The sequence below is a fragment of the Solwaraspora sp. WMMD1047 genome (assembly GCF_029626155.1).
Taxonomy (GTDB): domain Bacteria; phylum Actinomycetota; class Actinomycetes; order Mycobacteriales; family Micromonosporaceae; genus WMMD1047.
The window spans coordinates 4,362,195-4,387,041 of the sequence record NZ_JARUBL010000001.1 but is presented as its reverse complement, the minus strand read 5'-3'; the positions used below and the strand labels follow the sequence as shown (position 1 = coordinate 4,387,041).

Annotated in this window: 24 protein-coding genes, 19 tRNA genes and 1 pseudogene; 19 read left to right on the top strand and 25 right to left on the bottom strand. The window is 66.7% G+C overall.

From position 1 onward, the window contains the following. Window positions 1–24: 24 nt before the first annotated feature. The 3 genes from fxlM (at window position 25) to O7627_RS19975 (ending at window position 2,775) form a co-directional block, all read left to right on the top strand. The gene (gene fxlM, locus O7627_RS19985) at window positions 25–1,323 is read left to right on the top strand and encodes a methyltransferase, FxLD system (RefSeq protein ID WP_278095028.1); all 1,299 of its coding nucleotides are present in this window, start codon (window positions 25–27) and stop codon (window positions 1,321–1,323) included. A gap of 75 nt (window positions 1,324–1,398) precedes the next feature. Then, window positions 1,399–1,650, top strand: coding sequence for a hypothetical protein (locus O7627_RS19980; protein WP_278095027.1), 252 nt, complete (start codon window positions 1,399–1,401; stop codon window positions 1,648–1,650). A gap of 531 nt (window positions 1,651–2,181) precedes the next feature. Further along, on the top strand, window positions 2,182–2,775 hold the full coding sequence (locus tag O7627_RS19975; protein WP_278095026.1) for a hypothetical protein: 594 nt from the start codon (window positions 2,182–2,184) through the stop codon (window positions 2,773–2,775). Window positions 2,776–3,339: 564 nt separating this feature from the next. On the opposite strand, the gene O7627_RS19970 is transcribed toward O7627_RS19975, so the two are convergent. The 3 genes from O7627_RS19970 to O7627_RS19960 form a co-directional block, all read right to left on the bottom strand. Next, window positions 3,340–6,117 carry a restriction endonuclease gene (locus tag O7627_RS19970; protein ID WP_278095025.1) on the bottom strand — a complete coding sequence of 926 codons (2,778 nt, stop codon included), beginning with the start codon at window positions 6,115–6,117 and terminating at the stop codon, window positions 3,340–3,342. A gap of 66 nt (window positions 6,118–6,183) precedes the next feature. Next, window positions 6,184–6,939 carry a DUF6338 family protein gene (locus O7627_RS19965; RefSeq protein WP_278095024.1) on the bottom strand — a complete coding sequence of 252 codons (756 nt, stop codon included), beginning with the start codon at window positions 6,937–6,939 and terminating at the stop codon, window positions 6,184–6,186. 591 nt (window positions 6,940–7,530) lie between these two features. Continuing rightward, the gene (locus O7627_RS19960) at window positions 7,531–7,731 is read right to left on the bottom strand and encodes a DNA-binding protein (RefSeq protein WP_278095023.1); all 201 of its coding nucleotides are present in this window, start codon (window positions 7,729–7,731) and stop codon (window positions 7,531–7,533) included. A gap of 459 nt (window positions 7,732–8,190) precedes the next feature. Between O7627_RS19960 and O7627_RS19955 the strand changes: the two genes are divergently transcribed. Both O7627_RS19955 and O7627_RS19950 read left to right on the top strand, forming a co-directional pair. Further along, window positions 8,191–8,490 carry a DivIVA domain-containing protein gene (locus O7627_RS19955; protein ID WP_347404714.1) on the top strand — a complete coding sequence of 100 codons (300 nt, stop codon included), beginning with the start codon at window positions 8,191–8,193 and terminating at the stop codon, window positions 8,488–8,490. Next, window positions 8,487–10,292 carry a hypothetical protein gene (locus O7627_RS19950; RefSeq protein WP_278095021.1) on the top strand — a complete coding sequence of 602 codons (1,806 nt, stop codon included), beginning with the start codon at window positions 8,487–8,489 and terminating at the stop codon, window positions 10,290–10,292. Before O7627_RS19955 ends, O7627_RS19950 begins: the two co-directional genes overlap by 4 nt. A gap of 40 nt (window positions 10,293–10,332) precedes the next feature. On the opposite strand, the gene O7627_RS19945 is transcribed toward O7627_RS19950, so the two are convergent. Then, window positions 10,333–11,319 (bottom strand): zinc-binding dehydrogenase, encoded by a 987-nt coding sequence (locus tag O7627_RS19945; protein WP_278095020.1) that lies wholly within the window; start codon window positions 11,317–11,319, stop codon window positions 10,333–10,335. 219 nt (window positions 11,320–11,538) lie between these two features. Here O7627_RS19945 and O7627_RS19940 point away from each other — a divergent pair, with 219 nt between their 5' ends. The 3 genes from O7627_RS19940 to O7627_RS19930 are packed head-to-tail and all read left to right on the top strand — an operon-like array spanning window position 11,539 to window position 14,029. Then, entirely contained in the window at window positions 11,539–11,751 is a 213-nt protein-coding gene (locus tag O7627_RS19940; RefSeq protein ID WP_278095019.1) for a hypothetical protein, read from the top strand. 30 nt (window positions 11,752–11,781) lie between these two features. Further along, on the top strand, window positions 11,782–13,350 hold the full coding sequence (locus O7627_RS19935; RefSeq protein WP_278095018.1) for a histidine kinase: 1,569 nt from the start codon (window positions 11,782–11,784) through the stop codon (window positions 13,348–13,350). Between the two features lie 7 nt (window positions 13,351–13,357). Further along, a complete protein-coding gene (locus O7627_RS19930; RefSeq protein ID WP_278095017.1) occupies window positions 13,358–14,029 on the top strand; it encodes a response regulator transcription factor in 672 nt (223 codons plus the stop codon). Window positions 14,030–14,076: 47 nt separating this feature from the next. On the opposite strand, the gene O7627_RS19925 is transcribed toward O7627_RS19930, so the two are convergent. Next, window positions 14,077–14,412 carry a ribbon-helix-helix protein, CopG family gene (locus tag O7627_RS19925; protein WP_278095016.1) on the bottom strand — a complete coding sequence of 112 codons (336 nt, stop codon included), beginning with the start codon at window positions 14,410–14,412 and terminating at the stop codon, window positions 14,077–14,079. A gap of 97 nt (window positions 14,413–14,509) precedes the next feature. Between O7627_RS19925 and O7627_RS19920 the strand changes: the two genes are divergently transcribed. From O7627_RS19920 to O7627_RS19880, 9 genes are all read left to right on the top strand, one after another. Further along, entirely contained in the window at window positions 14,510–14,857 is a 348-nt protein-coding gene (locus O7627_RS19920; RefSeq protein ID WP_278095015.1) for a metalloregulator ArsR/SmtB family transcription factor, read from the top strand. Then, window positions 14,854–15,294: an SRPBCC domain-containing protein gene (locus tag O7627_RS19915; protein WP_278095014.1), complete on the top strand. Its 441-nt coding sequence runs from the start codon at window positions 14,854–14,856 to the stop codon at window positions 15,292–15,294. The genes O7627_RS19920 and O7627_RS19915 overlap by 4 nt, the downstream gene beginning before the upstream one ends. Beyond that, on the top strand, window positions 15,291–15,887 hold the full coding sequence (locus O7627_RS19910) for a maleylpyruvate isomerase family mycothiol-dependent enzyme (RefSeq protein WP_278095013.1): 597 nt from the start codon (window positions 15,291–15,293) through the stop codon (window positions 15,885–15,887). Before O7627_RS19915 ends, O7627_RS19910 begins: the two co-directional genes overlap by 4 nt. A 162-nt stretch (window positions 15,888–16,049) precedes the next feature. Beyond that, window positions 16,050–17,192: an XRE family transcriptional regulator gene (locus O7627_RS19905; protein WP_278095012.1), complete on the top strand. Its 1,143-nt coding sequence runs from the start codon at window positions 16,050–16,052 to the stop codon at window positions 17,190–17,192. Next, a complete protein-coding gene (locus O7627_RS19900; RefSeq protein ID WP_278095011.1) occupies window positions 17,189–17,743 on the top strand; it encodes a nucleotide-binding protein in 555 nt (184 codons plus the stop codon). Before O7627_RS19905 ends, O7627_RS19900 begins: the two co-directional genes overlap by 4 nt. 289 nt (window positions 17,744–18,032) lie before the next feature. After that, window positions 18,033–18,431: a YdeI/OmpD-associated family protein gene (locus O7627_RS19895; RefSeq protein WP_278095010.1), complete on the top strand. Its 399-nt coding sequence runs from the start codon at window positions 18,033–18,035 to the stop codon at window positions 18,429–18,431. Between the two features lie 64 nt (window positions 18,432–18,495). Then, a complete protein-coding gene (locus O7627_RS19890; RefSeq protein WP_278095009.1) occupies window positions 18,496–18,903 on the top strand; it encodes a metalloregulator ArsR/SmtB family transcription factor in 408 nt (135 codons plus the stop codon). A 1-nt stretch (window position 18,904) separates the two neighbouring features. After that, window positions 18,905–19,540 (top strand): SRPBCC domain-containing protein, encoded by a 636-nt coding sequence (locus O7627_RS19885; RefSeq protein ID WP_278095008.1) that lies wholly within the window; start codon window positions 18,905–18,907, stop codon window positions 19,538–19,540. Window positions 19,541–19,554: 14 nt separating this feature from the next. Beyond that, the gene (locus tag O7627_RS19880; RefSeq protein ID WP_278095007.1) at window positions 19,555–20,046 is read left to right on the top strand and encodes an SRPBCC family protein; all 492 of its coding nucleotides are present in this window, start codon (window positions 19,555–19,557) and stop codon (window positions 20,044–20,046) included. 118 nt (window positions 20,047–20,164) lie between these two features. On the opposite strand, the gene O7627_RS19875 is transcribed toward O7627_RS19880, so the two are convergent. The 20 genes from O7627_RS19875 to O7627_RS19780 all read right to left on the bottom strand — a co-directional run bounded on the left by O7627_RS19875 (window position 20,165) and on the right by O7627_RS19780 (window position 22,595). Continuing rightward, window positions 20,165–20,235 (bottom strand) — tRNA-Cys (locus O7627_RS19875). Between the two features lie 5 nt (window positions 20,236–20,240). Further along, window positions 20,241–20,314 (bottom strand) — tRNA-Arg (locus tag O7627_RS19870). 1 nt (window position 20,315) lies between these two features. Beyond that, window positions 20,316–20,401 (bottom strand) — tRNA-Tyr (locus tag O7627_RS19865). A gap of 11 nt (window positions 20,402–20,412) precedes the next feature. Next, window positions 20,413–20,484, bottom strand: a tRNA-Val gene (locus O7627_RS19860). 1 nt (window position 20,485) lies between these two features. Next, window positions 20,486–20,561 (bottom strand) — tRNA-Asn (locus O7627_RS19855). A gap of 5 nt (window positions 20,562–20,566) precedes the next feature. Beyond that, window positions 20,567–20,640, bottom strand: a tRNA-Val gene (locus tag O7627_RS19850). Window position 20,641: 1 nt separating this feature from the next. Continuing rightward, window positions 20,642–20,713, bottom strand: a tRNA-Met gene (locus tag O7627_RS19845). Between the two features lie 79 nt (window positions 20,714–20,792). Continuing rightward, window positions 20,793–20,865, bottom strand: a tRNA-Arg gene (locus tag O7627_RS19840). A gap of 6 nt (window positions 20,866–20,871) precedes the next feature. Next, window positions 20,872–20,943, bottom strand: a tRNA-Lys gene (locus O7627_RS19835). 98 nt (window positions 20,944–21,041) lie between these two features. Continuing rightward, window positions 21,042–21,115: transfer RNA gene (locus O7627_RS19830), tRNA-Arg, on the bottom strand. A 5-nt stretch (window positions 21,116–21,120) separates the two neighbouring features. Then, a tRNA-Ile gene (locus tag O7627_RS19825) sits at window positions 21,121–21,195 on the bottom strand. A 40-nt stretch (window positions 21,196–21,235) separates the two neighbouring features. Further along, window positions 21,236–21,308, bottom strand: a tRNA-Leu gene (locus O7627_RS19820). A 10-nt stretch (window positions 21,309–21,318) separates the two neighbouring features. Continuing rightward, window positions 21,319–21,387: transfer RNA gene (locus O7627_RS19815), tRNA-OTHER, on the bottom strand. Window positions 21,388–21,430: 43 nt separating this feature from the next. Continuing rightward, window positions 21,431–21,504 (bottom strand) — tRNA-Gln (locus O7627_RS19810). A 37-nt stretch (window positions 21,505–21,541) separates the two neighbouring features. Continuing rightward, window positions 21,542–21,982, bottom strand: a complete 441-nt coding sequence (locus tag O7627_RS19805; RefSeq protein ID WP_278095006.1) for an HNH endonuclease — start codon at window positions 21,980–21,982, stop codon at window positions 21,542–21,544. A gap of 33 nt (window positions 21,983–22,015) precedes the next feature. Further along, a tRNA-Gly gene (locus tag O7627_RS19800) sits at window positions 22,016–22,089 on the bottom strand. 93 nt (window positions 22,090–22,182) lie between these two features. Then, window positions 22,183–22,257 (bottom strand) — tRNA-Gln (locus O7627_RS19795). 5 nt (window positions 22,258–22,262) lie between these two features. After that, window positions 22,263–22,334: transfer RNA gene (locus tag O7627_RS19790), tRNA-Gly, on the bottom strand. A 5-nt stretch (window positions 22,335–22,339) separates the two neighbouring features. Continuing rightward, window positions 22,340–22,412: transfer RNA gene (locus O7627_RS19785), tRNA-Pro, on the bottom strand. Between the two features lie 108 nt (window positions 22,413–22,520). Continuing rightward, window positions 22,521–22,595 (bottom strand) — tRNA-Trp (locus tag O7627_RS19780). Between the two features lie 391 nt (window positions 22,596–22,986). On the opposite strand from O7627_RS19780, the gene O7627_RS19775 reads away from it, so the two are divergent. Both O7627_RS19775 and O7627_RS19770 read left to right on the top strand, forming a co-directional pair. After that, window positions 22,987–24,507, top strand: coding sequence for an RICIN domain-containing protein (locus O7627_RS19775; protein WP_278095005.1), 1,521 nt, complete (start codon window positions 22,987–22,989; stop codon window positions 24,505–24,507). Between the two features lie 169 nt (window positions 24,508–24,676). Then, window positions 24,677–24,748 (top strand): annotated as a pseudogene (locus tag O7627_RS19770) (hypothetical protein); the annotation flags it as partial. Window positions 24,749–24,847 lie beyond the last annotated feature (99 nt).

The following is a 24,847-nucleotide window of genomic DNA, read 5'->3' as shown; positions in this document are numbered from 1 at the left end:
CCCGGAGCGTAGCCGTGCGCGACGATGGGTTTGCGGTCTCGTTGGGCTCGGCATGGCCCTGGACGATCGGGACGGAAGGAAACCGCGATGTCTACCAACACAACCGGCACGGCTCCGGAGGTCCTGCGCGCGCAGATGGTCGAGCGCATTCTCGCCGGTCAGCGGCTCACCCCGGCGGTCGAGGCGGCGCTGCGACAGGTTGAGCGGCACCGATACGTCCCTGCCGCGCCGATCACCGACGCCTACAACGAGCAGGCCGTCATCACCCATACGTTCCCCGACGGCGCCCATCTGAGCTGTGCCTCCGGTCCAACCATCGTCGCCGGAATGCTCGACGCACTCGATGTGCGACCCGGCCACAAGATCATGGAGATCGGCGCCGGCACCGGCTACAACGCCGCACTTCTCGCTACCCTGGCCAGCGCCACCGGCGAGGTCACCACCATCGACATCAACAGCGACGTCACCGCCGCCGCCCGCCGCAACCTCGACGCCACGGGCTACGGCCACGTGCGGGTGATCACCGGCGACGGCGCCGAAGGCGCCGCCGAACACGGCCCGTACGACCGCATCATCGTCACCGTCGGCGCCTGGGACATCCCGCACGCTTGGTGGGACCAGCTCGTTCCCGGCGGCCGGCTGGTCCTGCCGCTGCGCTGGCGCGGCACCACCCGCGCCGTCGCGTTCGTCAAGCGAGACGACCACTGGAACTCCGACTGGGTCTTCCTGTGCGGGTTCGTTCCCATGCTCGGCCAGCCCGGTGAACAGAGCGCCACCATCGACGCCGACCGCCTGGTCACCCTGCACTACGACATAGACCAGCCAATCGACATCACCGCTCTCTACGGCGTCCTCGACCGGGACAGGTTGGAGGTGTGGTCGGATGCCAGCGTCGGCGGCGAGGAGCCCTTCGACCGGATCTGGCTGCACCTGAGCACGGTGCACGCTGGGACGGTCCGGATCCAGGCTGATCAGCGGGCGGTCCGCTCTGGCCTGTGCACGCCGGCCATCGCCACCCGCAGCCCTGCCTTGGTCGAGGACGGCTCGGTGGCCTACTTCACCATCCGCCGCAGGCAGGAGTCGCCGGAACGCTGGCAGCTCGGCGCCATTGGGCACGGCCCAGCAGGCGAGCAACTCGCCATCCGCGTCGTCGAGCAGATCGACGCCTGGGACCGCGACCGCGCTGCCGACCCCCACCTCCGGGCTTACCCGACCGATACGCCCGTTCCCTCCCCACCGGCGGGCAAGCTGATCGTCAAACCGCAAATCCGCTTATACGTGCGCTACTCATCAGCCGGGCCGGCCCTCAATCAGGGTCTGTGACGCTGCGTAGCGAGCGAATCGCGGCCAGAAGCGGGCGTCGCGGGGAGTGTTCGGGCCGCTTGGGATACTTGAGCTGTGAATTGGCAACGGACCGGCGACAGTGCGTACCAAGCTGCTGTCAGAGGTGTCGCTGCGTATCTCGCGGACGAGGACGCCGACGTCTACAACATCGCGGACGCTGCGGTGCGCGACAACGGGGTTGCCTACGCGTTGAACCTCACCGCTCTCGCCGCGACGGCGATCGCCGCTCTGGCCGCGAAAACCGGCCGCACACCGATGGAGGCGCTGTGGGCTATGAAGCCCGAAGGGCGGGACTCCCGCCGATAGATCGCACGGCCGACACCCTCCCGGCGGCACGAGAGCAACTCGCTGGACAGCCCTGCGATCATGCGAAGATGCCGTGTCTCGTCGCCACCGAACGCCTGGGGTGGCCCCGACGTCGGTGGTGGCATGCTTTCATGCTGTTGTTTGGTGAGTTGCAAACGCAGCTGCGTTACGACGTCGAACCGGAGAAGCCGACGGCCACTTGTCACCTACAGGTACGTGACAGCGACAACGCTCTGTGCGGCTATCCATGGGAGCTACTGGTTCTGGTGCCCGTCCAGCCTCCTTGGCGCGACCTCCCGAAATGGCTGCGTTGCGACGAGTGCGGGGAGATGTCGCACCGGCGGCCGTGAACGCGCTGTCGGCGGCAAAACAGGGCGTTCACCGAGGCCGAAACGGCGCGGTGGCGCTAAATCGTCGTGCGTCTGCTGTGAACCGATTTGGCATAGTTCATGGCCGGGTTTCTACTTCGATCTGTTCAGCTCGTGGTCGCATCTGCCTCGCCTCCTCGCCGATGGCCTCTACTCTGTGCTGATGCGTCTGCCAGTCAACACCCGTGTCCTGCTGATCCTGCTCGGCCTCGGCGTGGCCACAGTGGGTGTCGTCGGTTTGCTCTCCGAGTGGCCCTTGGGTACCCCCATGGTCGTGCTGGTCTTCGGCCTGCTGATGGTCACCGTGGCTGCCATCGGTTCCATGCCCAACCTCAACTGGCGCGAGGGCACCATCCTCTGGCCCGACCCGAAACTCTACGAGCGTCTCGACTTGCTGGAGAAGGCGCTTAAGGACTTGAGGGAAACCGACACTCAGCTCGCCGTGGAGGCCGAGAGCGACGCCGAGGTGCTCGACTACATTCTCTCCCGGTTGCCCGCCCCATCTGACGGCGACGAGTACGACAGCGACCATGCCCGGCTGGCCGTATGGGAGGAGAGATTGGGCGAAACTGAGCACGAGATCACCTCTCGCTACTACAGCGGCGAGGACTACGACGACGGGATTAGCATCCAAGGACTGGAGATGACGCGCGACGATCAACGACGCGACATCCGCCTCGAAAGCCGCCGCCTCAAGGCTAGGAAGCGCTTCGGTCCGGCCCGCTACGACGGCCACCACCAAACGCGCGAAGTATGACTGAAGGCAGCAATGCCAGTTCAAGCTCAGATGCTAAATTTGTCGTTTAACCTCCTGTTCCACCGAGGCGTCGCTGCGGACGAGGGCGGTGCGTTATAAAGGGTGGCTGCGATGCGTGCCGACCAGCGGGCTGGGCACAGGCTACGCTGGGGACCCAGCACCCGTTCTCTGCGGCAGATCCGTGCACGTGATCTTGGTCGACATGAGGCGGCAATCGAGGCAAATTATGCCCCTACTTAATCATCAAGGCCATTACGGCAGCACGGAACGTCGTCGACAGAGGTCCGCTCATCGACTACCACTTGCTTCATCGCCCCTATGATCGTGGCTGGCCAGGCTTCGATCTAGGCACCTGGGCAGTCGCTCTCTCATCGGCTGGAGGTTGACGACCGGGACGGCACTCATCCAGGGTTACGCTCGGTCGGCGGCAGAAGAGTGAACCTGACCTGTAGGCGAAAATCGCTCCATAGGACGCTAATGCCGAAGTCCCGCCGACAGCTACCATGCGCTTAAGTCTCGGCGTTGGTAGAATCGAGATTGTCTGTAGAGACGAAGTAGCCGCTTTTAAAACAGTGAGTCGCGCTCGCTTACGTCTGGGGTAGGTACAGTGTCTACAGCCCGAGCTCTCGCGATTGACACACCTGCTTGTCTCGCCCAGCTACGAAAATGTTTACCATTCAGTTCAATCGTGCTGTCCTTTAGTCTTGCCGGAGGCCCTTCTATGAGCGCTCGCCCAAGCGATAGATTGTCGACGGTAGGATCTCCTTCAAGGAGGCTCACGGCTCTTGGACCACCAGGCAAGGTCAGAAGTCCGCGCAGGAGCGCAGGTCCAGCCAGCTTACCTTCAACAAATACGTCAGGCGCAGGAAGCAGGACGTCCCTGTGTTGTTCCTGCACGAGTCCTAATACACGCAGATTGCGCGCAGCACGCTGCTGGCCACGACTGAGTTCGTCCACCTTCACGGCGCGCCTGCTAGCCAGCTCCAACAGCCGCAAGGATGGACCAGGTCCACCATTAATTGACTCGACGCGAATAGCCCGAAGTCGAGAGGTCATCAACAAGGTACCCTTGCCGGCGTGGTCCTCTGACGGGAGTCTTAAGTTGTGATTGTCCAGTTGAGCGATTCCCGCATATTCGAACCAAAGAGCGAACGCTCTGGCGTACGTTGCCCAGGTTCTTTCGCTCCGCTTGTCGATTGCCGGATATGCTTGAGCCAATTCACTTGCAAACAGTGGGATATCGATTCCGTCTGAATGCCGCTCCGCCAGCCTCAGGAACGTAGAATATGCCTTGTGCTGTTTCATGGCATCAGCGACGGTTCTCCGCAGTACCGCTTCTTGGTCGACGGAGCCGACAATAGCCTGAGCCAGACGGATCCTGTTTGGCTCAAATACACTAATTCCTAAGAGGCGAAGCGTCCGCGATGTATTGACAATGCTTCCAGTGGTAGCCCCGACCGCAGTCGCAACATCCGCAATTGCGAGGTCTCCGCCCGCCTTCATGACTTCCACGACGACAGGGGCGACCGCTTGAGGATTGAGGCCGATCGTGTACGAGTCCTGAATCGAAACTCTACCAAACTTTAAGAAGTCTCGAAAGATGTCGGAATACGTATCAAGCTTTTCATCTACTGCCACCAGAAGACGCTTGGCGTGAAGTAGAGAGGTTATGACCGCACTGCCATACCGCTCCGTCACTTCGAGGGCCGAGACGGGTGCATTCGATGCGACATAACGAAGGGCATCCTGCTCCGTCGGGTTCAGAAGGCTCAACTCCGACTCGAATAGGCTCTGGATGTTGATCGCTTCGCTAACTAGTTGTTCCTGAGTCGTACCTCGCTCCTCGATTTCCCGGATCACGTGCCCCGCGAACTTCTTAAAGAGCCAAGGGAGCCCTTGCGAGTACTCGCGTAGACGTTGACTCAGCTCGCGGATGATGTCTTGACCAAGCCGCTTCCGAAGTCGCCGAAGAAGGCCATCAATGTCTCTAGCGCCCATGGGACTGAGCGTGACCTTTACGCTTTTCTCGCGAATTTCATCGCGAAGATGGAAAGGGTGAGATTCAGTCCATCCTACAATGTCAGTTTTCCATGCAAAGCCCAGTAAGACCGGACGCATCAACTCTTGGGCAACGAAGGTTAGGTCGCGGAACTCCCGCGTTGTCGGTACATCCTGGAAGACATTCTCAAACTGATCAAAGAAAATCATCAAGGGCTGTCGGCGGTTCCACGTTGCCCGATCAATCGTTGCCGTGGCGCTCTGAAGGCTAGCCCAAGAGCTGTCCGCCGGAAGGACTATGAGTCCTGCCTCCTCCGCTCTCTGCGCGGCAATTCGAAGTGCCTCTGTAACGAATAACGGCGACGACGCAGTCCTGCTATCGATGACAATGCCGAAGCCTCCGCGTTCTTCCAGCATATCCTTCAGCTTTAGGGCGAGGGAACTCTTCCCCGATCCGGATGGGGCGTTGAGAACAAGAGAACCCTTGCCTGCCTCTAGTATCCTAGTCATTTCTGAAACCGTATTGCGCCTGCCGACGAAGAACTCGGGAGACGCCGGGAACTCGTACTCGAAATCTTCGGAACTGCCGCGTACCGTAACTACAACAGGTCGAGGAAAATCTGACGACGAACGAGTGGGACTGAATACGTGATTATCGTCGATGGGACGGACTCCGAGCCCATTTCCATACTCCGAAGTCTCAATCAGGCGCTTAGCCGTTTCAGGCACAACCGAATCCGGATAGCGCCCCCAGACCAGAATATATTCTGGTCGCCTGGAATATGGATCCAATACTGTGGCACACGAGTAGAGGCCGTCCTCAGTGATGACGATTACTGGATCACTCGGGACAACATCCGACGGCAGGACTAGGTGAGCTGGCCGCACTAGACCGCGATCCACCAAGAACTCCACTACCTGCTGCGCGTCGTAGTAGTGGAACATTGGATTGCGCTCTTGCGCAGCCTTTGCCTTTTCGTGCCCTGGCTTAACAAGCCGGGGCAACACAAACAGATAGCCCTCGACATCAGGATTGACCTCTTGCTCCATCTTGAGCTTGCCGTAGAAGGACGTAAGGGCCTGGGCTGACACATTCGTGCTGTACGCCTTGCATTCTACGACCGCGGTACGTCCCGTGAACGAGTTGGAAACCTCGACGTCTAGCTCAATTCCCTCAGACGTTGGATTCATGTGTTTCTCGCCTGGGGTGTCGTATCCGTATTCGCGGAGAAGAAGCGCGATAAAACGCTCGTATAAGTGGCCTTTGTTGTTATTTCTGACGGAGTCCGTCACGCCGTCAGCTATTACGACGATTCGGTAGTCCTCCACCGCGATGCGCTCCATGCAGATGGCCCCTAAGTTGTCCCGGTGCGGATTCATGGCTGGTTGCACTGAGAACAATCGGGCAGATCAGCGACCTGCCCGCGTTCCGGTTCCATTCGGTTCCGACTGGTCCGATCCGTGATCGGAAATCTCGGTGGGAAGGTGTGTTACGTCGAGCCGGTTAATGTTGCGCCCTGCGATCACCACCATCTGGGCGGGCAGAACGTGGTGACCACCGTCCGACGTCACGTAGACCAGCGGTGCGGTCAGAACAAGCTCCCGCTTGTCGTAGTCGAGGCCGCCAGCAGTGGAGGACACCAAGCTGCCCTGGACGTACGAGCCATCGTCTAGGAGGACGCCGACGGTAGTGATCCCTGTTCCAACCGGTTTCAACTCCTCGAAGACGCGCCACCACGCCGATACTTCGGTGATGTCCTCATTGCCCGCACCGGTCAACCACCGGATGGGACGCCGCCCGCCTAGCCGTCGCGCCAAGCGGCCTATCCGCGGATCGGCCATGACCCACGCGAGCACGGTGGCAGCGGCAAGCAACCCGAAGGACCACCACGCGAGTTGCACGTGGTGGTCGCGGGCGAACGGCCCGGGTGCCTGGATCAGGCCGCGCACGTTGAGGGTGCGATCTGGGGCAATGGCACGCAGCAGCGTCGCCAGCAGACCAACGGTCGTCAGGCTGGCGACGCTGACAAAGATGACCTGAAACGCCTCCCGGAACGCCGTCCGGGGCCCCGTCGGTACGGCCCTCTCGCGACGCAGAACGTAGGCGAGTCCGGGAGCGATCAGCATCAGCAGCAGCGCCACACCCAACGGTGTGGACGGGATCATGACTCCGCGTTCGCCTTAGTACCTGAAGGCGGAGGCGGTGGAGGCGGCGGGGTGCTGCTGGTGACTACCGGGATGGCGGCTGCTCCCGCCGCGTTGAGCTTCTGGCTACGGTCCGACTCGAAGACGCGGCTCGGGGACGTACGCGAGTGGATTTCACTATCTTCCGCCATGCAAACCTCCGGCATCGCGGGGTGGACCTGCTCCACCCCCAACCTATGGACCCCAAGATTGTGCCCGGTGGGTCCGACACTCCTGAATGGGAGGTATGGCCACCGACAGTGTCAACAGTCAGGGTACGCACCCCTTCCACCTGTTCGATGTGTGCCAGTAGACATTTCGCCTGGTCAGCTGTGCACGCACATCGGCTACTTGTTTCATTGACCTGCGACCGTGGCCATGAGCGGAAGCCGAGCGACTGTACCGCTACGCCAGAAATTGGCGATATGAACGGTCACCGGTTTGTCGTAGGCCGTCCGGTGGCGTCTCAATCCGACGGAGGCAGCGCAGGCACTGGTTAAGCCGAGGTTGTTTTGCCGTACTTGACCCATGAGGTCGGAGTTGGCTGGGAGGCCGAAGGGCTCCGGGCGCTTGTCACTCCTCGTCAGGGCGGTCCAAGTTGGGGCGGTGCTTCTTGATCCAGCGTTCGATGTCTGCCTTCAACCAAACGCGGCCGGACTTCAGGTTGTCGATCGGCTCCGGAAAGTCCGGCCGAGCGGTGATCTCGGCCAACCGCTGCCGCGAAACGCGCAGGCGTTCGCCGAGCTCAGCGTGCCCGTAGACGAGGTTGACCACGTGCCTGACGTTATGGATGCGCTTGCCGGACATCTGGTCAACGCGTCAAGCAGTCCGCCCTGAAGCGCTGGCCAGTATGCTTAGAGCCCTTGACAAACAGCCAAGGTCTAGCCAAGGTTGGAAGAGCCGATCGAGGGCCCGGCTCAAGTCGATCGGCAGTGCTCTGTTCGTCACCCAGCGGTGCGGCGACCCGTCAGTCGTACCCAGGCAACTATCCAGCGGCTCTGTGGTCGTACTCGCCGATTGAGGCTGCGGTCGCAGGGCGGGTGGCCCGACCCTGCCTTCCCCCTATCCGGGGTCGGGCCGCCCTTCCAACCGTTCACGGCACAACCCGGCACGACTCTTGAGACCTCGAAGGGTGGTCCCACCGTGCGCCGACTGCTGCGACGCCTGTTCCCGAGCCTCCGCCGCCACCGCCGGCGGGCCGAGCTCCTCGCCGACCTCGACGCCCGTACCCGCATCGCGAACCCAGCCAGCAGCGGCCCGCCCCGCGTGGGCCGCCGCAGCCCGAACGGCGGCGCGTACTACCGCAGCGTGCGGCACGAGCCGATCAGCCCCGGCCAGGTGCGCGACCGCCGCTTCCCGGAGCACATCCGGCACGGCTGCGACCCGGGGGAGGTGCGCGCCTTCCTGCACCTGGTAGCCGACGAACTCGCCGCACTCCGCGCCGAGCTGGCCACCACCCGAGACGAGAACCTGCGGATCAAGCAGGCGCTACGCGAGTGGCAGTCCCAGTTCCGACCAGGGGCGGCGGCATGACCCGGCCACGCGCCCAGCTCGTGATAAGCGTGGCGAACCCGGGCACCGGCCAGGTCGCCAGCGCCAACCTCGTACCCGGCGCTCTGGAGCCGGTCCGGAGCCCGAGCGGGCGGTGGCGGCTGCCGGTCGGCGCGCTGATCGTCGACCTCGCCGCCCAGGCCGGCGTCGCCGCCGCCACCCTCACCGAGCCCGACCAACCCCACAAACCCATAGAACCCATCGCGTACGACCTGAGCCTGCCCGCCGACTGGAAACCTGACCTGCCGACCGCGTACCGGCACGAGCTGGAGGCCCGGGTGCTGGCGGCCCGAGGCGCCGGCCGGAGCTGGATCGTCCTGATCGGCGACCCCCGCCCGCCGGTCCGACCGGACCCGGCCGGCCACCTGCGAAGGCTCTGCGACCTCGCCGACCAGCTCCGCGTCGACCTGGTCATCGACGCCCGCCCCGGGGCGACCCGCTCCGGGCTGGCCTGGGACATCCACCTCGCCCACCCCGGCGCCCCGCCGCCGGACCGCGGCTACCAGCTCTTCGACGACCTGTGGGCCGCGGTCGCCGGCACCACCGTCGACCAGGCCGCCATCGGCCTCGACCGGCCCGACCCGTGGACCCCCGCCCACTACCTCGCGCCCGCCTACGTCGCCGGCCCGCCGACCGCCGGGGGAGAGCGGCGCCCCGGCCCGCTGCCCGACCTCGACCAGCTCGAACGGCGGCTCACCCACGACTGCCGGACCGCCGCCGGGGCGCAGGCGATCTGGCGCGACCGCCACTGGTGGCACACCGCCCTACGACCCGCCCACGACCCGGCGCCGGCCGCCTCAAGCACCCACCCCACCGCCGTACGACGTGCGGTTGAACCGCCCGCCCCACGGCACCAGGGCGACCCCATCCCGACCAGCCCCTGCCGGCGCTGCGACGCCACCGGCACCGGCGACGACGAGCGCACCTGCCCCCGCTGCCGGGGCACCCGCCGACTCCTGCACGGCGCCGTACTCACCGTCACCGACCTGCGCGGCCGCTACCTGCACCTGAACTGGCGCCCCGACGACCCCGACCCGCCCGCCACAATCGTCGCCAGCTACGGCGGCGGCCCGCCCGTCCTGCGGCTACCCGACCACTACCGGCTCACCGGCTGGGCGAACATCTTCGGGGTACGACCACACGACCTGACAGGTCTCGACGGCGCCCACGTCATCGGGCAGCACCTCCGTGACGGGATCATCGAGCTGCCCGACCCGACCGCCGACCCGATCCGCGCCTACCTGACCCGGGTGGCGACCGGGCTGCCCGCCGGCCGGCTGATCGTCCGCGCCAACGACTGGCCCGGACCGGGCCTGGCCGACCTCGCCCGGCTCGCCCTCGGCCTGGACCTCGCCATCGAGATCACCGCCGTCGACCACCGCCTCGACCCCGGCGACCCCCGCCGCCGCCTCGGCGTCACATGGGCGGTAAACCTCGTCGACCCGGCCGCCCCCATCGGCCGGCATCCGGAGGCGCACCGGCACAGCGTCCCGGAAGCCGTCGCGTACTGCCTGCGCTACCTCGGCGCGGTCATCGCCGCCGCCGTCCCCACCGACCCGAACCACCCGATCCCCATCCCACAACACCCCAAGCCGATCACCGGCCACCTCGCCGACCTGCTCGACACCGCAACCCTGACCGACCCGGTACGCCGCCTCGCCGCCCGCCACCCTGGCCGCCCCGCCACCGCCCGCCTCGACGCCACCGGCTACCGCACCACGGTCGCCGACCGGGACGAGGGCAGGAGAGACAACGGGTACGACCACGAGTGGCGCCGGCACTGACCGGACCGGCCACGCCTGCCGGCCGGCAGGCGCCACGACCTCAGGGCAGCAGCCGGTCGTCGGGGACGAGAATGACCTTGCCTGTCGTTTCCCGGGCCTCCAGGGCGGCGTGTGCCTGGGCGGCCTGCGAGAGGGGGAAGGTCTGGAAGGCGGGCACGAGTCTGCCCTCAGCGGCCGCCGCGAGTGCTCGTACCTCGTCCACGGCCCGGTCCTGGCCCGCCAGGAGCAGGGCCAGCGCGTCGATGAAGGTCACGCCGCGCTCCTTCAGCTCCGTCTCATCGGGTCGGAACTCCTCCCGGGACGCCGCGCCGATGGTGACGTAACGACCGCCTTCGGCCAGCAGCCCGAACGCGGCCCGTCCGTTGTCGCCCTCGACACCGTCGAGCACAAGCGTGACGCCGCGCCCGTCCAGGGCGGCGCGGAGCGTGCCCGCCCAGCCCGGCAGGTTGTAGTCGACCGCGAAGTCGGCCCCGAGTGCGCGCACGGCCGCCGTCTTCGCCGGGCCGCCCGCCGCGCCGATGACCGTGGCGCCGACCTGGCGGGCGAACTGGACGGCCAGCCGGCCGATGCCACCGGCAGCGGAGGTGATCAGGACGACGTCGTCGGAGGTGACCTCGGCGATGTCGAGCAGACCGATGGTGGTGGTGCCGGTCATTACCATCGTCACGGCGGCCTCGGGCCCCAGGCCGGCCGGAATCCGGTGTAGAGACGAGACGTTGGCGACCGAGAGTTCGGCATAGCCTCCGGGTCTGCTGCGTGCGGTCACCACCTCGGCGCCGAGCCAGTCGTTGTCGATGTCCGGGCCGACCGATTCGACGACCCCGGCCACCTCTCCGCCGAAGACCGCCGGAAGTTCGGGAAGCGGCGGTCCGATATCCAGACCTTGCCGCATCGCCGTCTCGATCTGGTGGACGCCCGCGGCCGCCACCCGGATCCGGACCTCGCCCGCCCCCGGTACGGGATCGGGGAAGGTCTCGTAGCGGAGATTGTGAGCGGGTCCGAACTCGTGCAGCACGACGGCGTGCATGGCGTTACCTCCCGGTTGCTGACGGAGAACAACCAGTCTTGAACTTCCACCGCGCTTGAGGTCAAGGTCAGCCGGCGCGAGATGGTCAAGTCAACGAAAGACTGAGCGTGGCCCGCTGAGCGTCAGTCGTCCGGCAGACGCGGGCAGCGGGCCGCCACCGACAGACTTTCCCGCATGACATGGAAGATTGTGCTGGGTATCGGCCTCGTCGGAGTCCTCATGCTGATCACTGCCGGATACCTCAATCGGCGCGCCCGCGCGGTGGTCGCCAGCAAACCGATCGATTTCGCCGCGTTGCACAAGGACGTCACGAGAATTCTCGGCGGCGGTGACCGGGCCCGGGCCATCCGCATCTACCGGGAGCGCACCGGCGCCGGCATCCTCCAGGCGCGCGACGCCGTGGAGCGGATCGCGCGGGGCGGCGGCGGGTGAGCGGGCGCCGGTGACTGGTAGGAATACGCAATGGTTCTGGCCACGCTGCGCCGGGCTGGGTCGTGGCGACTGACCTACGAGATCCTGCTGACGGTGCTGGTGACCGCCGGGTCGACGATCCCGGCGGTCACCGCCGGCGTCCACCCGGCGGCGCCTTGGCTGGTTGGCGTGAGCACTCCGATCCTGCTGGTGGGTCGGCTGGTGAATCCGCTGGCCGCCTACCTCGCGGCCGCGATCGTTGGCCTCTGGACCGGCGGTGAGAACAGTTTGCTGCTGGCGGTGCTGAGCGTGTCGTTCAGCTACCGCGCGGCCCGGTGGTGGCAGCTCGCCGTCGGCCTGGCCGCGGCCTGGGCCTGCTTCCTCGGCGCGGCGTGGTGGTGGGAGGAGCGACCTGACGCGTCGACGGCCGTCGTACTGTCGGCGGCGTTCGTGCTGTTCGCGGTCTTCCCTGCCGCGGCCGGGCGGCTGGTGCGGCGACGTCGGACACTGCTCGCCGCCATGCACCGCCGCAACGTGCTGCTGCACCGCCAGCAGGACGACATCGCCCGGCAGGCGCAGGCCCGCGAACGGACCCGCATCGCCCGGGACCTGCACGACTCGCTCGGTCACAAACTGACCCTGATCTCGCTCTACGCGGGCATGTCCCGCGACGGCAACGCGCCGCTGCTGCGGGAGACGTCGGCCGCGGCGATGGCCGAGCTGCGGCAGATCCTGGGCATCCTCGGCCAGGACGACACACAGTCGCCGGTGCCGTCACTCACCAGCCTCGACGAGCTGGCGCAGAGCGCCCGCGCGGCCGGCTCCCGGGTCACGATCGTCGGAGCGGGCGACGACCGTCCACTCGCTCCGCTCACCGAACACGCGGCCTACCGGGTGATCCAGGAGGGGGTGACGAACGCGCTGCGCCACGCGCACGGCGGCGACATCGTGCTGTCGCTGCGGTACGAGCTGGACGCCCTGGTCGCGAGTGTGACCAATACGGCCGGGCGAAGGGTCGTCCGGCAGACCTCCGGGCAGGGTCTGCTGGGCCTGGCCGAGCGGGTCCGGGTTGCGGGCGGCACGCTGTACCACGGCGCGACCCCCGACGGCGGGTTCCGGCTGGCGGCGATACTCCCGTACCCCGAGAGTCCGGCGGACCCGGCGACCTTGGCGGACCCGGCGGAGTCGGCGCTGGTCGCGGCCGCGGCAGGGCCGGCGCCGCCGCCGGCCGCTCGCGCCGACTTCGCGGAGTTGGTCGACCGGGACCGCCGTCGGTCCCGGCTCACGCTCGCGGCGACCACGCTTGCCATCTGCGGCGTGTTGGCGATCTGCGGCGCCGGGCTGTGGCTCACCACCGCCTTCGTCACCGTCGACCGCGCGACGTTCGACCAGGCCCGCGTCGGCCAGGACGCCGACGAGGTCCGCGCGCTGCTGCCCGATGACGGCGGAATCAGCGGTGCGGTCGGGGGAGTGGTGGCGCCGGACGCCAGCTGCGTCGACTACCGTGCCTCCCTGGCCGAGCAGCTCGCCGTGGAGACCGGGCAGGACCTGATATTCCGGTTCTGCTTTCGCGACGGCGTCCTCGTCGACAAGCAGGAGTTCCTGGACGAGGGGTCCTGACCAGACGATGACGGGAAGCCCTGTCGTGAGTGACATCCGCGTTCTGCTGGCCGACGACGACCGGCTCATCCGTACCGCCATCGCGGCGATCATGGGCGCCAGCGGAGGATTCGAGCTCGTCGCGGAGGCGGCCGACGGCCGCGAGGCGGTCGACCTCACCGTGCGGCACCGGCCGGACGTCGCGCTGCTGGACATCCGGATGCCGGTCCTAGACGGGCTGGGTGCGCTGCGCGAGATCCGTCGGGTCGCCCCCTCGGTGTCCGTCGTCGTGCTCACCACGTTCGGCGAGGACGAGTACGTCGCCCAGGCGCTCGCCGCGGGCGCGGCCGGCTTTCTGCTCAAGGAGTCGGCCGCCGAGGAACTGCCCCAGGCGATCCGGGCCGCCGCCTCCGGCGCCGCGTTCCTGTCGCCGAAGGTCACCCGGCAGGTGCTCGACCGGCTGCCGCCGCCGCCCGCCCCCGCGCAGGAGGAGCTGCGGATGGTCGCCACGCTCAGCGATCGTGAGCGCGAGGTTCTGGTGTTGGTCGCGCAGGGATTGTCCAACGCGGAGATCGGCGCCCGGCTCTGGGTCAGTGAGGGGACGGTGAAGACCCACCTGTACCGGGTCTTCGCGAAACTCGGCTGTGACAATCGGGTGCGGGCGGCGATGCTCGCCCAGCGCGCGGGCCTGCTCGGCTGACGGCCCGCCGGCCGCGAGCGCTGGCCGGACTCCGCAGCTGATCCGGCTCAGGCCGCTTCGGTGGTGTGCCGGGCGAGGAACTCGTCGATCGCCTGGCGGATCAGGCCCGACCGGCCGCCCTTGTCGTTGCCGGCCAGCTCGTCCAGCCGTCGGACGGCGGTGGCGGACAGCCGTACCCCGGTCACGATCATCGGCACGCTCTCCGGGGTCGGCGCCGGACCCAGGTCGGGGCCTCTCGCCGCGTCGCGCAGCAGTTCGGAGATGTCGCCGCCCCGGTCGAAGTACGCCACCAGCTCCTCGCGGCTCATGGTCCGCGGATCCCGGCTCAGGCTCATCGCGCTGGCCTTGCCGGCATCCGTCCAGCCGTAGTCCCGCTCCACCACCACCGCAGCGTACAACGCGTAAAACGGAGAACCCAGTCAGGTAGAGGGCGAGTTCCTCTAGTTGACACTTGATAAAGCAGATGCTTGAGTAACCCGCATGGTAAGTACCGCCGAGGATCAGCAGCTCGATGCCCTGTTCACGGCGCTCAGCGACCGGACCAGGCGAGACATCGTGGCCCGGCTGAGCGTGGGCGAGGCGACGGTCAAGGAGCTGGCCGAGCCGTACGCCATGACCATGCAGGCCGTGTCGCAGCACCTCCGGGTGCTCGAACAGTCCGGCCTGATCAGCCGGGGGCGGCACCGGCAGACCCGGCCGTGCCGGCTCGAACCGGCGGTGCTCGGCGCCGCGCTCTCCTGGATCGAGGAGAGCCGGCGCGCGTGGTCGGAGCGGATGGATCGGCTGGAGACGCACCTCGCCCGCCTGCAGGACCCGGCCAACAAGTGAACGACGACGAACTCGTCTACCGGCGGGTCTTCCGCGCGCCGCGCGAGCTGGTGTGGCGGTGTCTCACCGAGCCGGCCGAACTCGCGCAGTTCTGGGGACCACGCGGCATGACCACGCCGATCGACGGCATCATCGTCGAACTTCGCCCCGGTGGCCGGTTCGAGACCCTGATGCGCGGCGAGCACGGCAGCCACCGGATGGTCGCCACCTTCACCGAGGTCGTCCCGCCCGAACGGCTCGCCTGGGTCGAGCCGGCGACCGGGATGCACACCACAAGCACCCTCGACGACCTCGGCGACGGCAGCACCGCTGTCGTCATCCACCAGCGGCATGTGCCCGAGCCGATGCGCGAGCCGCAGGCCCGCGCCGGCTTCCTCACCTCCCTCGACAAGCTCGGGGAGCACCTTGCCCACCTCATCCAGGGAGACCGATCGTGACCGACCCGCAGACCTGGGTGGCGCCGACCTACCAGGGGCTCGCCGATCTCCTGAGCACCACGGCCGCCGACAGCTGGGACGCCCCGTCGCTGTGCGACAAGTGGCTCGTGCGCCACGTCATCGCACACGTGACGATGCCGGCCCGACTGACTCCCGAGCAGTTCGGGGCCGAGATGGCGGCGGCCGGCGGCGACTTCACCGTGCTCTCCAACACCGTGGCCGCCCGGGACGCTTCGCTGCCCGTGACCGACCTTCTCGACCAGCTCCGGTCCCGAGGGCTGCACGCGTGGCAGCCGCCGGGCGGCGGCGCGGCCGGGGCACTGCGCCATGCCGTCATCCACTCCCTGGACGTGACGATCGCACTCGACCGGCCCGCGGTCGCACCAGCCGATGCGGTGACCGCCGTCCTCGACCAGCTCACCGCCGCGGGTGGCGCCTGGTTCGGGGTCGACCTGACCGGTGTCCGGCTGGCGGCCGCCGACACCGACTGGAGCTGGGGAAACGGCCAATCCGTACGCGCCGATAGCGGCTCGCTGGTGGCACTCCTGTCCGGCCGAACGCTGCCCGACGGCCGGACACTGCCCCGGGGCTGAGCCGCGTCCCCGCATCTCGAGATGCAGCCGTTCGGGCGAGCGTTTTCACCGGCTCGACGAGCAGAATCCTGCCCTCGTCGTCGCGAAGCAGCACTCCGAGTGGCCGCCGCTGCTACTACGGATCCTTCGCGCTCTCGCTGCCTATGTGCGATAATCGCACCTATGGCCGAGATTGACGAACGCGCGCTAGGCGAGCGCATCCGCGAAGCCCGCAAGCGTGTGGGCATGAGTCAAGAAGACCTTGGGCGAGCGGTTGGACTCGAGCGCACGGTCGTAAACAAGATCGAGGCGGGCGTACGCAAGGTCACGGCGCTTGAGCTGTCGGACGTGGCCGCCGCTGTCGGTGTGCGTATGTCGACGTTCTTCCAGGACTCAGTGCCAGCGCTTATTGCGCATCGGTCCAGCCAGGGCCTGGACACCGCAGACTCGCAGGTTGATGCACTGCTTGCGAGCCTTGCCAACGAGGTGGAGTTCGTCGCCTCATTGGACGTTGAGGAGTTAGGTCTCGATGCAGCCGATGCAATCTCTCGGGTTGACATCACGCGGCCCTCCACCAACGCGGAGGCCGAGGCGCTCGCGGTGAAAGCACGTGATTTGATGTCCCTTTCGGCTGAGGAACCCATTCGCAATATTTCCAAGAGCGTTGCAAGTGTCGGACTGTTGGTGTTCTCGCGCGATATCGGAAAGGACACTGCTGACGCCGGTACGGTCTTGTTGCCTCGTGGAGGTGTTAGTCTCGTCAACAGCTACATGAAGGTTGGCCGCAGGAGACTTGCGCTGGCACATGAACTCGGTCACTACCTGATCGCAGACGCCTACACCGTTGACTGGCGGGTGGCCGACCACTCCGATGATGCAGTCCCCATGGAATCGCGTCTCGATCGTTTCTCGCGCGCACTGCTACTGCCTGAGGCTGTGATCGCGCGGCAATGGCCTGCCAAGGTTGCTCTATCAGGAGAGCGTGGTGCGGCAATTCAAATCGCGAGTGAATTCCGGGTCGACATGGCTACTCTCGCAACGCGCTTGAAGGAACTGGGGCTGGCTGACAGCGAAACAGTAGCTTCCGTACGCAGGTATCGTACGACCCAGACCGACATTGTTGAAATGGAACTGCACGTCCCCCTTGAGGAGATGGCAGGAACGACGGTCCCCCGACCGTTTGCGCTTGCGGTACTGCGGCTCGTACGCGATGAGAGAATCAGCCGTGAACGGGCACTCGAATTGCTTCAATACACTTTCGACGAGGCCGATCTGCCGAACGTTCGCGAGCGGCGGCCCGATGAGATCTGGAAGTTCGTATCGTGACGGTTCCCAGTGACGCCTGGGTATTCGACACCGGCCCGTTACGGCATTTCGCGATTCATGGATGGCTCGGGATCTTGCGTTTTCTTGCAGGAGAGCGCCCTGTCTACATCCCCGATACCGTTGCGCGCGAACTCACCAACGCCACGGAGCATGTGTCGGCGGTTCGGGCGGTGCTGGATGCCAGTTGGATCCATGTTCACCGATCAACGGCCCGTGATTTCAGTGAAGCATTTGCCCACTACGCTGACCGACTGGTGGTCGGGGAGAGCAACCAAGGTGAATGTGGGGTCCTCGCCATGGGGCAAATTTACAAATGCGAAGTGGTGATAGACGACGCTATACCACGCAATATTGCGGAAGAGAAAGGGATCCAGGTCACAGCAACCGTGCCGCTGCTCTGCGATGCGATCCGAGCGCGGAAACTAACGACAGTCATGGTCGAGGCACTAGCCGACGACCTTCTGGAAGGTGACTACTACCTACCCTTTGGCCCCGGTGGTTTCCGTCGGCACGTACTGGAGAATGGACTTCTGGACTACGACGAGCTCTGAGCGTGCCGGCCGAGGAATTCGTCGATCGTCTGGCGGATCGGGGTCGACCGGCCGCCCGTGTCGTTGCCGGCCAGCTCGTCCAGTCGTCGGACAGCGGTGGTGACAGCAGTACCCCGGTCAGGACGCCCTGTCGCCGTCCTCGCGGCTCATGGTCCTGCGGGCGTTCCCCGACGTATTCCTGACCTGGGCATTCGTGGTGGGATCGAACCCGTCATACCAGCCAGAAATCCGAGGGAGTGCTCGCGATGGTCAGCTTCCGTACCACCCTGTGGGGAGCAGGCGGCACAACGTGGGCATCGTCGTACCCGAGGTGGTCGTGCTGTCGCTCGGTCGGGGCAAGCGCGTTCCGGTCCGCGTCACGATCGACGGTGGCTACACGTACCGGAACACGATCGCGTCGATGGGCGGCCAGTTCCTGATCTCGTTCAACGCCGAGACCCGGGCGAAGACCGGCAAGGGCGCCGGCGACGAGATCGAGGTGGCCCTGGCGGTCGACGACGCTCCCCGTACCGTCGAGGTTCCCGCCGCCCTGGCGGCGGCGCTCGACGCGGACCCGGCGGCCGCGCGGGCCTGGTCGGCTCTCTCCTACAGCAAGCAGCGGGCACACGCCCTGTCCGCGGAGGGCGCTAAGGGGGACGACACCCGGACCCGTCGCGTGCAGAAGCTCATCGAGGCACTCCGGTCCTGAGGTCGCGGGCGCCGCTTCATGCCAGCACTAGCTTATATAAGCGATGGCCGGTACTATTCCGGTCGTGCACGCGTTCGACATCCTCGGCGACCCTCGACGCCGGCGCATTCTGGAGCTGCTCGCCGACGGTGAGCAGACCTCCGGCGCGATCACGGACGTGATTCGGGCCGAGTTCGGCATCTCCCAGCCCGCTGTCTCGCAGCATCTGCGCGTGCTGCGGGACAGCGGGTTCGCGTCGGTGCGGACCGAGGGCACCCGCCGGTTCTACGCCGTCGAACCCGCGGCACTACGCGAGGTCGACGCGTGGCTGGACCGGTTCCGCCGCTTCTGGGAACAGCGCCTCGACGCGCTGGAAACCGAGCTGGCCAGGGGTCGGCGGGCAGCTCGGACTGCGGCTGGGCAGGAGCTCGACCAGCGGACCGGGTCCGGGCTCGGTGCGGGCAGGACCGATCCATCAGCGAAGGGAGCGTGACATGAAAGACGTACTGGAGGAACTGGCCGCCGCTCGCCGGGCGATGGGCACGGGTCGGGTGCCCGCCGGCGACGCGTACACCATCGAGCTGCGGCGTCGATACGACGCGCAGGTTGATGACGTCTGGGACGCCATCACCAGCCCCGAGCGGCTGGGTCGCTGGTTGAAGCCGGTCACCGGGGACCTGCGGCCAGGTGGGAAGTTCGAGCTGGACGGTGGTGAGCACGGCGAGATCCTCCGGTGCGAGCCGCCGCGTCTGCTGAAGGTGTCCTGGCTCTACGGGCCGGACGCCGACGCGTGGCCCGGCACGAGCGAGGTGCAGGTGCGCCTCGCCCCGGACCCGACCGGCGGGACCGAATTCGAGCTGATCCACGCGGCGTACGTCGACGAGCCGCTCTTCCCGACCTACGGCCCCGGTGCGGGCGGCGTCGGCTGGGACCTGGCTCTCCTCGCCCTGGCCGGGCTGTTGGCCGGTGGCGAGACCGTCGGCCACGAGGTGGCCCAGAAGTCGCCCGAAGGGCGCGAGTTCATCCGGCGCAGCGCCGCCGCCTGGGGCGAGGCCCACCTGGCTGCCGGTGGCGAACCGGGGCACGTCGCGGCCGCGGTCGAGGCCACCACCACGTTCTACGCACCCTGAAGGGAATTCGCGCCTTGAGGTACGCCAACTCGATCGAGATCGACCTGCCACGGGAGAAGGTGGCCCAACTGCTCGCCGACCCGGCACACCTACCGAAGTGGCTGCGGGGCATGGTGCTGCACGAGCCGGTGAACGGGGAACACGGACAGGTCGGCACCACATCCCGGGTCGTGCTGCAGGCGGGAAAGCGGCAGCTGGAGTTGACCGAGACGGTCACCCGCCGGGAGCCGGCAGATCTGCACGGGATCCCGAAAGATGTGGTCGTCCACTTCGACCGCGAGACCGTCGGCGCGGGCATGTGGAGTGTGGTGCGCGATCGGCTGACCGAAGCCGGTCCGGAGACGACGCGCTGGGAGAGCGAGAGCGAATTCCGGTTCAGCAGCCCGCTGATGCGACTGGTCGGGCTCCTCATGCCCGGCGCCTTCCGCAAGCAGTCGCAACAGCACATGCAGGATTTCAAGGCGTTCGCCGAGCAGGGGAAGGACGTCCGCGAAGGGACAGACTGACCTGTCGCGTCGGTCGTACCCGTCGTGGCTCCCGGTGTCGAACCGGGCGGACCGCCGTTATGAGCGGCGGCTGGACAGCCAACGTCCCGCCACGAGAGACCACAGCGGATGGCATCCGAGGCCGAAGCCGGATTCGAACCGGCGTAGACGGTGTTGCAAACCGCTCCCTGACCACTCGGGCATTCGACCGTGCGTGCCCTCGGCTGGATTCGAACCAGCGACAACCCGCCGTCGGAGGACGGTGCTCTATCCGCTGAGCTACGAGGGCATGGTGCGGGCGAGAGGATTCGAACCTCCTCAGCGTCAAGCAGCCGGGTTACAGCCGGCCCCACCTCACCATCGGTGGCGCGCCCGCATGGGGTGAAGTGCCCGCGGAAGGTGTCGAACCTCCGACCTTCTGGGTGTGGACCAGACGCTCTTCCGTTGAGCTACGCGGGCATGGCTCCCACGGCTGGACTCGAACCAGCACCTTGACGATTAACAGCCGCCTGCCCTACCGATTGGGCGACGTGGGACCAAGTGTTCCGGGAAGGATTCGAACCTCCGACCACCGCCGTGTCGAGGCGGCGCTCCACCTGGCTGAGCTACCGGAACGTGGCGGGACCAGGAGTCGAACCTGGGGCCTGCGGATTATGAGCCCGCCGCGCTACCACTGCGCCATCCCGCAAGTGCCGCCCCGAGGTCTCGATCCCCGTCAATCCTGGGTAAAAGCCAGGAGCCCGTCCCGTCAGGCGCAAGCGGCGAAGTCCCTCGGGCGCGACTCGAACGCGCACATCGCAGGGTAGAAACCTGCTGCTCTGTCCATTGAGCTACCGAGGGTGGACGTGGGCCGCCAGGGACTCGAACCCTGCTCTCCGGATTAAGAGTCCGGAGCATGACCATCCATGCTCGCGGCCCGCGAGCGGAGGGGAGGAGGGTCGAACTTCTACGGGTTTTCCCCAACGGTTTTCGAAACCGCGGCCGGCGCCGGCTGTCGGCTGTCCCCTCCAAGTCTGTGCCCCGGGCAGGACTCGAACCTGCAACCTCCGGCTTCGTAGACCGCCACTCTGTCCAGTTGAGCTACCGGGGCATGCGTGTCGCCGGGTGGAGTTGAACCACCGATCTCCTCGATATCAGCGAGGTGCCTTAACCGGGCTTGGCCACGGCGACGTGGCGGAAGGGCGCCACCCTTCCGTGTGGGCGTGCTGCGTACCCGGAGCAGGATTCGAACCTGCAACAACGACGTTCTGAGCGCCGCGCCTCTCCCGTTGGGCCATCCGGGCATGAACTGCGTGGAGTACCGGGGAGTCGAACCCCGCGCGGCAGGCTTGCAAAGCGAGCCTGTGCACCAGCACGTACCCCGTGGAGCCGCCGGCCGGACTCGAACCGACCCCCGCGCGTTGCGCTCCCGGACGAGGATTCGAACCTGGCGATTTCCTGATCCAGAGTCAGGCGTCCTACCGATTGGACGATCCGGGAAGGTGGCCGGCGGACCCCCTGGTTTCCGCCGGCCGGATCAGCGCTGGGCGAGGGCGACCCACGTGGGCGCCGCCGGCTTGGACCGCAACGTCATGCCCGCCTCGGCGGGGGTGCGGTCGCCCTTGCGCTGGTTGCAGTCGTAACAGGACGCCACCGTGTTCGACCAGGAGTTCCGGCCACCGCGCGAGCGGGGCAGGACGTGGTCGACGGTGGTGGCGTGCCCGCCGCAGTAGCCGCAGGTGCGGCCGTCGCGGGTGAGCACGCCCTTGCGGGACCAGGTCGGCCCCCTGGCGTAGCGCCACTTCGTGACGACATACCGGACGAGCCGGACCACGGTCGGCATCGGGTAGACGCCGATCAGCCGGTCGGGCTGCGCCTCGTGGATCTCGGCGACCTGCCGGCAGAGCATTCGGATCGCGTGCCGGAGACTGACCCGGTGGAGCGGGCCGAGATCGGCGTTGATGACCAGCACGTCCACCGGATACTCCCTTCGTTGTCGTGGTTGTTCGGTTGGAGCGGCTGCGGGGAGTCGAACCCCGATGTCCACCTCGGCAAGGTGGCGCTCTGCCGTTGAGCTACAGCCGCATGGCCTTGAAAGTCCGTGGTACCACGGGCGGGACTCGAACCCGCACTGAGCCAGGTTTGGCCGGCCGCCTCTACCGTTGGGCTACCGGGGCGTGGCTGGGGATGCAGGATTCGAACCCGCCCGTCCGGGGCCAAAACCCGGTGGCCTGCCGACTAGCCGAATCCCCATCGAGAGCGGTACCCGGGACTCGAACCCGGTCTGTGCCACTGTGGAAGAGTGGTGCCCTACCTGTGGCGAGTACCGCATGCGTCGGGAACTGGGGAGTCGAACCCCACGCTTCCTGGTCCCAAACCAGGTCCGGTCACCGCGCCGGTCGTTCCCGTTTCCCGGCGGCGCAGCCATTTGCTGCGCAGGCGGCGCCGCCGGATTTCATGCCATCCGCTGTGGAGTTCTCAACTATCAGTCCCGCCGGCCGAGGTCGGGGGAGAAGCAGGGGCGGCAGGATTCGAACCCGCGACATCCGGATTTGGAGGCCGGCGCTCTGACCGAACTGAGCTACACCCCTGAGCACGAACAAAGATCTGGGATCGGGGTACGAAAAAGCCGCCCGGTCCCTGGCCTGGGTGGGCGGCTACGCGATCGGCTCCGGTCTAGCCGGGCCACCCATCCAGCTCATAGTCGTCAATTCGGACGCGACCGTTACAAGGCGCGACCGCTTCGCCGAGCGACATCAGTCGCCACGGTGCACTGTTGGCTTGCCGCAACACGTCGGTCCTCCTCGCTCGGTCGCTCCGGTCCTTGCCTGTGCTCAAACGGTACGCCCCGGATGATCGTCGGGGCAACGACTTTTTCTCGCCGACCCGACGTCGATCGTCTTCGATGCCTTGACAGCCGGGATGAGAGCGCTAACACTTGCCCGTAACACGGCCTTAACGTACCTGCCGATTGGACATGTCATGACACGGAGCGGGCTGCCCCAGGCGTACCCGTCGGGGAGCGCCCGGCTGTTGCGCCGTCTGTTGGTCGCCCTGGTGGGAGCGTTGACGGCGGTGACTGGTGTCGTCGTCGTCGTGGCGGCGTCGCCGGCGGCTGCTGCCACCGCCCAGTTCCGTGGCATGAACTGGGCGGTGTTGGGTGACAACTTCAGCACCGGTCCGCTCGTGCTGCATGGGATGAGCGCGTCGGACAGCAACGCGACGGTGCGGGCCAAGGCCAATGCCCTCTATGACGACATGGCCGCCAGCATGGGGGTCAACACCGTCCGGTTGCCGATCAACACCCACACGGTGGGGACCGCGTGGTGGGAGGCGTACCGGGGCGCCATCGACGCCGCCACCGCCCGCGGGTTCAAGGTCATCCTCGCCTACTGGGAGGACGGCGCCGCCTCGGGCGGGCGGATCACGAACCTCGCCGCGTGGAACGCGATGTGGTCCACGGTGACCAACACGTACGGCTCGAACCCCAGTGTCTACTTCGAGCCGATGAACGAGCCGCACGGCTACAGCTCGGCGGACTGGCGCAACGTCGCGGCGAACTGGCTCAGCCACCACTACTCGGCGGTGCCCAGCCGGGTCCTCATCGGCGGCACCGGCTACAGCCAGGACCTACGCGACATCTGCAACGACAGCCGCTTCAACGCGACGTTGCTCTCCTTCCACCACTACGCCTTCTTCTACGGCGAGATGTCCTACGACGCGTTCCGTAGTCACATCCAGACCCGGCTGGGCACCTGCGCCTCCCGGGCGGTCGCGACCGAGTTCGGCGCGCCGATGAACGACGGCCGCAACTACGCCGACGCGGGCAGCACCGACAACTTCGTGCGCCACATCCGCGCCATGGCGCAGGTGATGCGGGACAACCAGATGGGCGGCACCTACTGGCCGGCGCTGGGCGGCAAACCCGGCACCATCGGCTACGACTGGTACTCGATGTTCGCCCTCACCGGCAGCGGCACCGACCTCAACCTGACCGTCCGCAACCCCTCCGGCGCCGACCGGATCCGCTACGGGTGGGGCGACACGATCGGACCGGACCCGACGACCCCGCCACCATCGACCGGATCGGTCTACCGGCTCACCGTGCGACACAGCGGCAAGGCCATGGACGTCCAGCAACCGAACACCGACAACGGCGCGCGCATCGGCCAGTACACCTACGGCGGCAACCCGTGGCAGCAGTGGCGGTTCGAGGACGCCGGCGGCGGCCACCAACGCATCATCAGCCGGCACAGCGGCAAATGCCTCGACGTGGTCAGCGCCTCCACCACCGACGGCGCCGACCTCATCCAGTACACCTGCGGCACCGGCACCAACCAACAGTTCCAACTGGTCACCAACGGCAGCTACTTCCAACTCCGCGCCCGCCACAGCGGCAAATGCGTGGACGTACCCGCCGCCTCGACCACCGACGGCGTCGTCCTCAAGCAGTACACCTGCAACACCGGCACCAACCAGCAGTGGTCACGCACGGTTGTCTGACGACCATCTCCTGCCGAGGAGCGGCGCTCAGCGCGACGTCCCGCCGCTATCTCGGCCAGGTCCAGGCGACCCGGGTGATGACCAGCAGTGGTCAGGCAGGTAGCCGACGGGCGGGTGGCGGTCGCGCTGGCCTGCCGGCTACGGCCGGACGTGCCTGTTCGACATCTGGATGCCGATCCTGGACGGCGTCGAGGCCACCCGTGGCAGGACGAACGCCGAGATCGCGCGAGAACTGCACATCAGCATGAGTACGGTCAAGTTCCACCTTGCCGGTCTGATGCCGGGAAGCGGCGAACAAAAGTGGGTGGAGAGCGGACTGACTTCTTGGAAGGTCGCCACG

Coding starts and splice junctions, on each gene's coding strand:
- O7627_RS19885 (WP_278095008.1), top strand. CDS start 18,905: ATGAAAGACGTACTGGAGGAACTGGCCGCCGCTCGCCGGGCGATGGGC.
- O7627_RS19970 (WP_278095025.1), bottom strand. CDS start 6,117: ATGGAGCGCATCGCGGTGGAGGACTACCGAATCGTCGTAATAGCTGAC.
- fxlM (WP_278095028.1), top strand. CDS start 25: ATGGGTTTGCGGTCTCGTTGGGCTCGGCATGGCCCTGGACGATCGGGA.
- O7627_RS19920 (WP_278095015.1), top strand. CDS start 14,510: ATGGTAAGTACCGCCGAGGATCAGCAGCTCGATGCCCTGTTCACGGCG.
- O7627_RS19945 (WP_278095020.1), bottom strand. CDS start 11,319: ATGCACGCCGTCGTGCTGCACGAGTTCGGACCCGCTCACAATCTCCGC.
- O7627_RS19905 (WP_278095012.1), top strand. CDS start 16,050: ATGGCCGAGATTGACGAACGCGCGCTAGGCGAGCGCATCCGCGAAGCC.
- O7627_RS19935 (WP_278095018.1), top strand. CDS start 11,782: ATGGTTCTGGCCACGCTGCGCCGGGCTGGGTCGTGGCGACTGACCTAC.
- O7627_RS19965 (WP_278095024.1), bottom strand. CDS start 6,939: ATGATCCCGTCCACACCGTTGGGTGTGGCGCTGCTGCTGATGCTGATC.
- O7627_RS19930 (WP_278095017.1), top strand. CDS start 13,358: ATGACGGGAAGCCCTGTCGTGAGTGACATCCGCGTTCTGCTGGCCGAC.
- O7627_RS19975 (WP_278095026.1), top strand. CDS start 2,182: ATGCGTCTGCCAGTCAACACCCGTGTCCTGCTGATCCTGCTCGGCCTC.
- O7627_RS19940 (WP_278095019.1), top strand. CDS start 11,539: ATGCTGATCACTGCCGGATACCTCAATCGGCGCGCCCGCGCGGTGGTC.
- O7627_RS19950 (WP_278095021.1), top strand. CDS start 8,487: ATGACCCGGCCACGCGCCCAGCTCGTGATAAGCGTGGCGAACCCGGGC.
- O7627_RS19775 (WP_278095005.1), top strand. CDS start 22,987: ATGACACGGAGCGGGCTGCCCCAGGCGTACCCGTCGGGGAGCGCCCGG.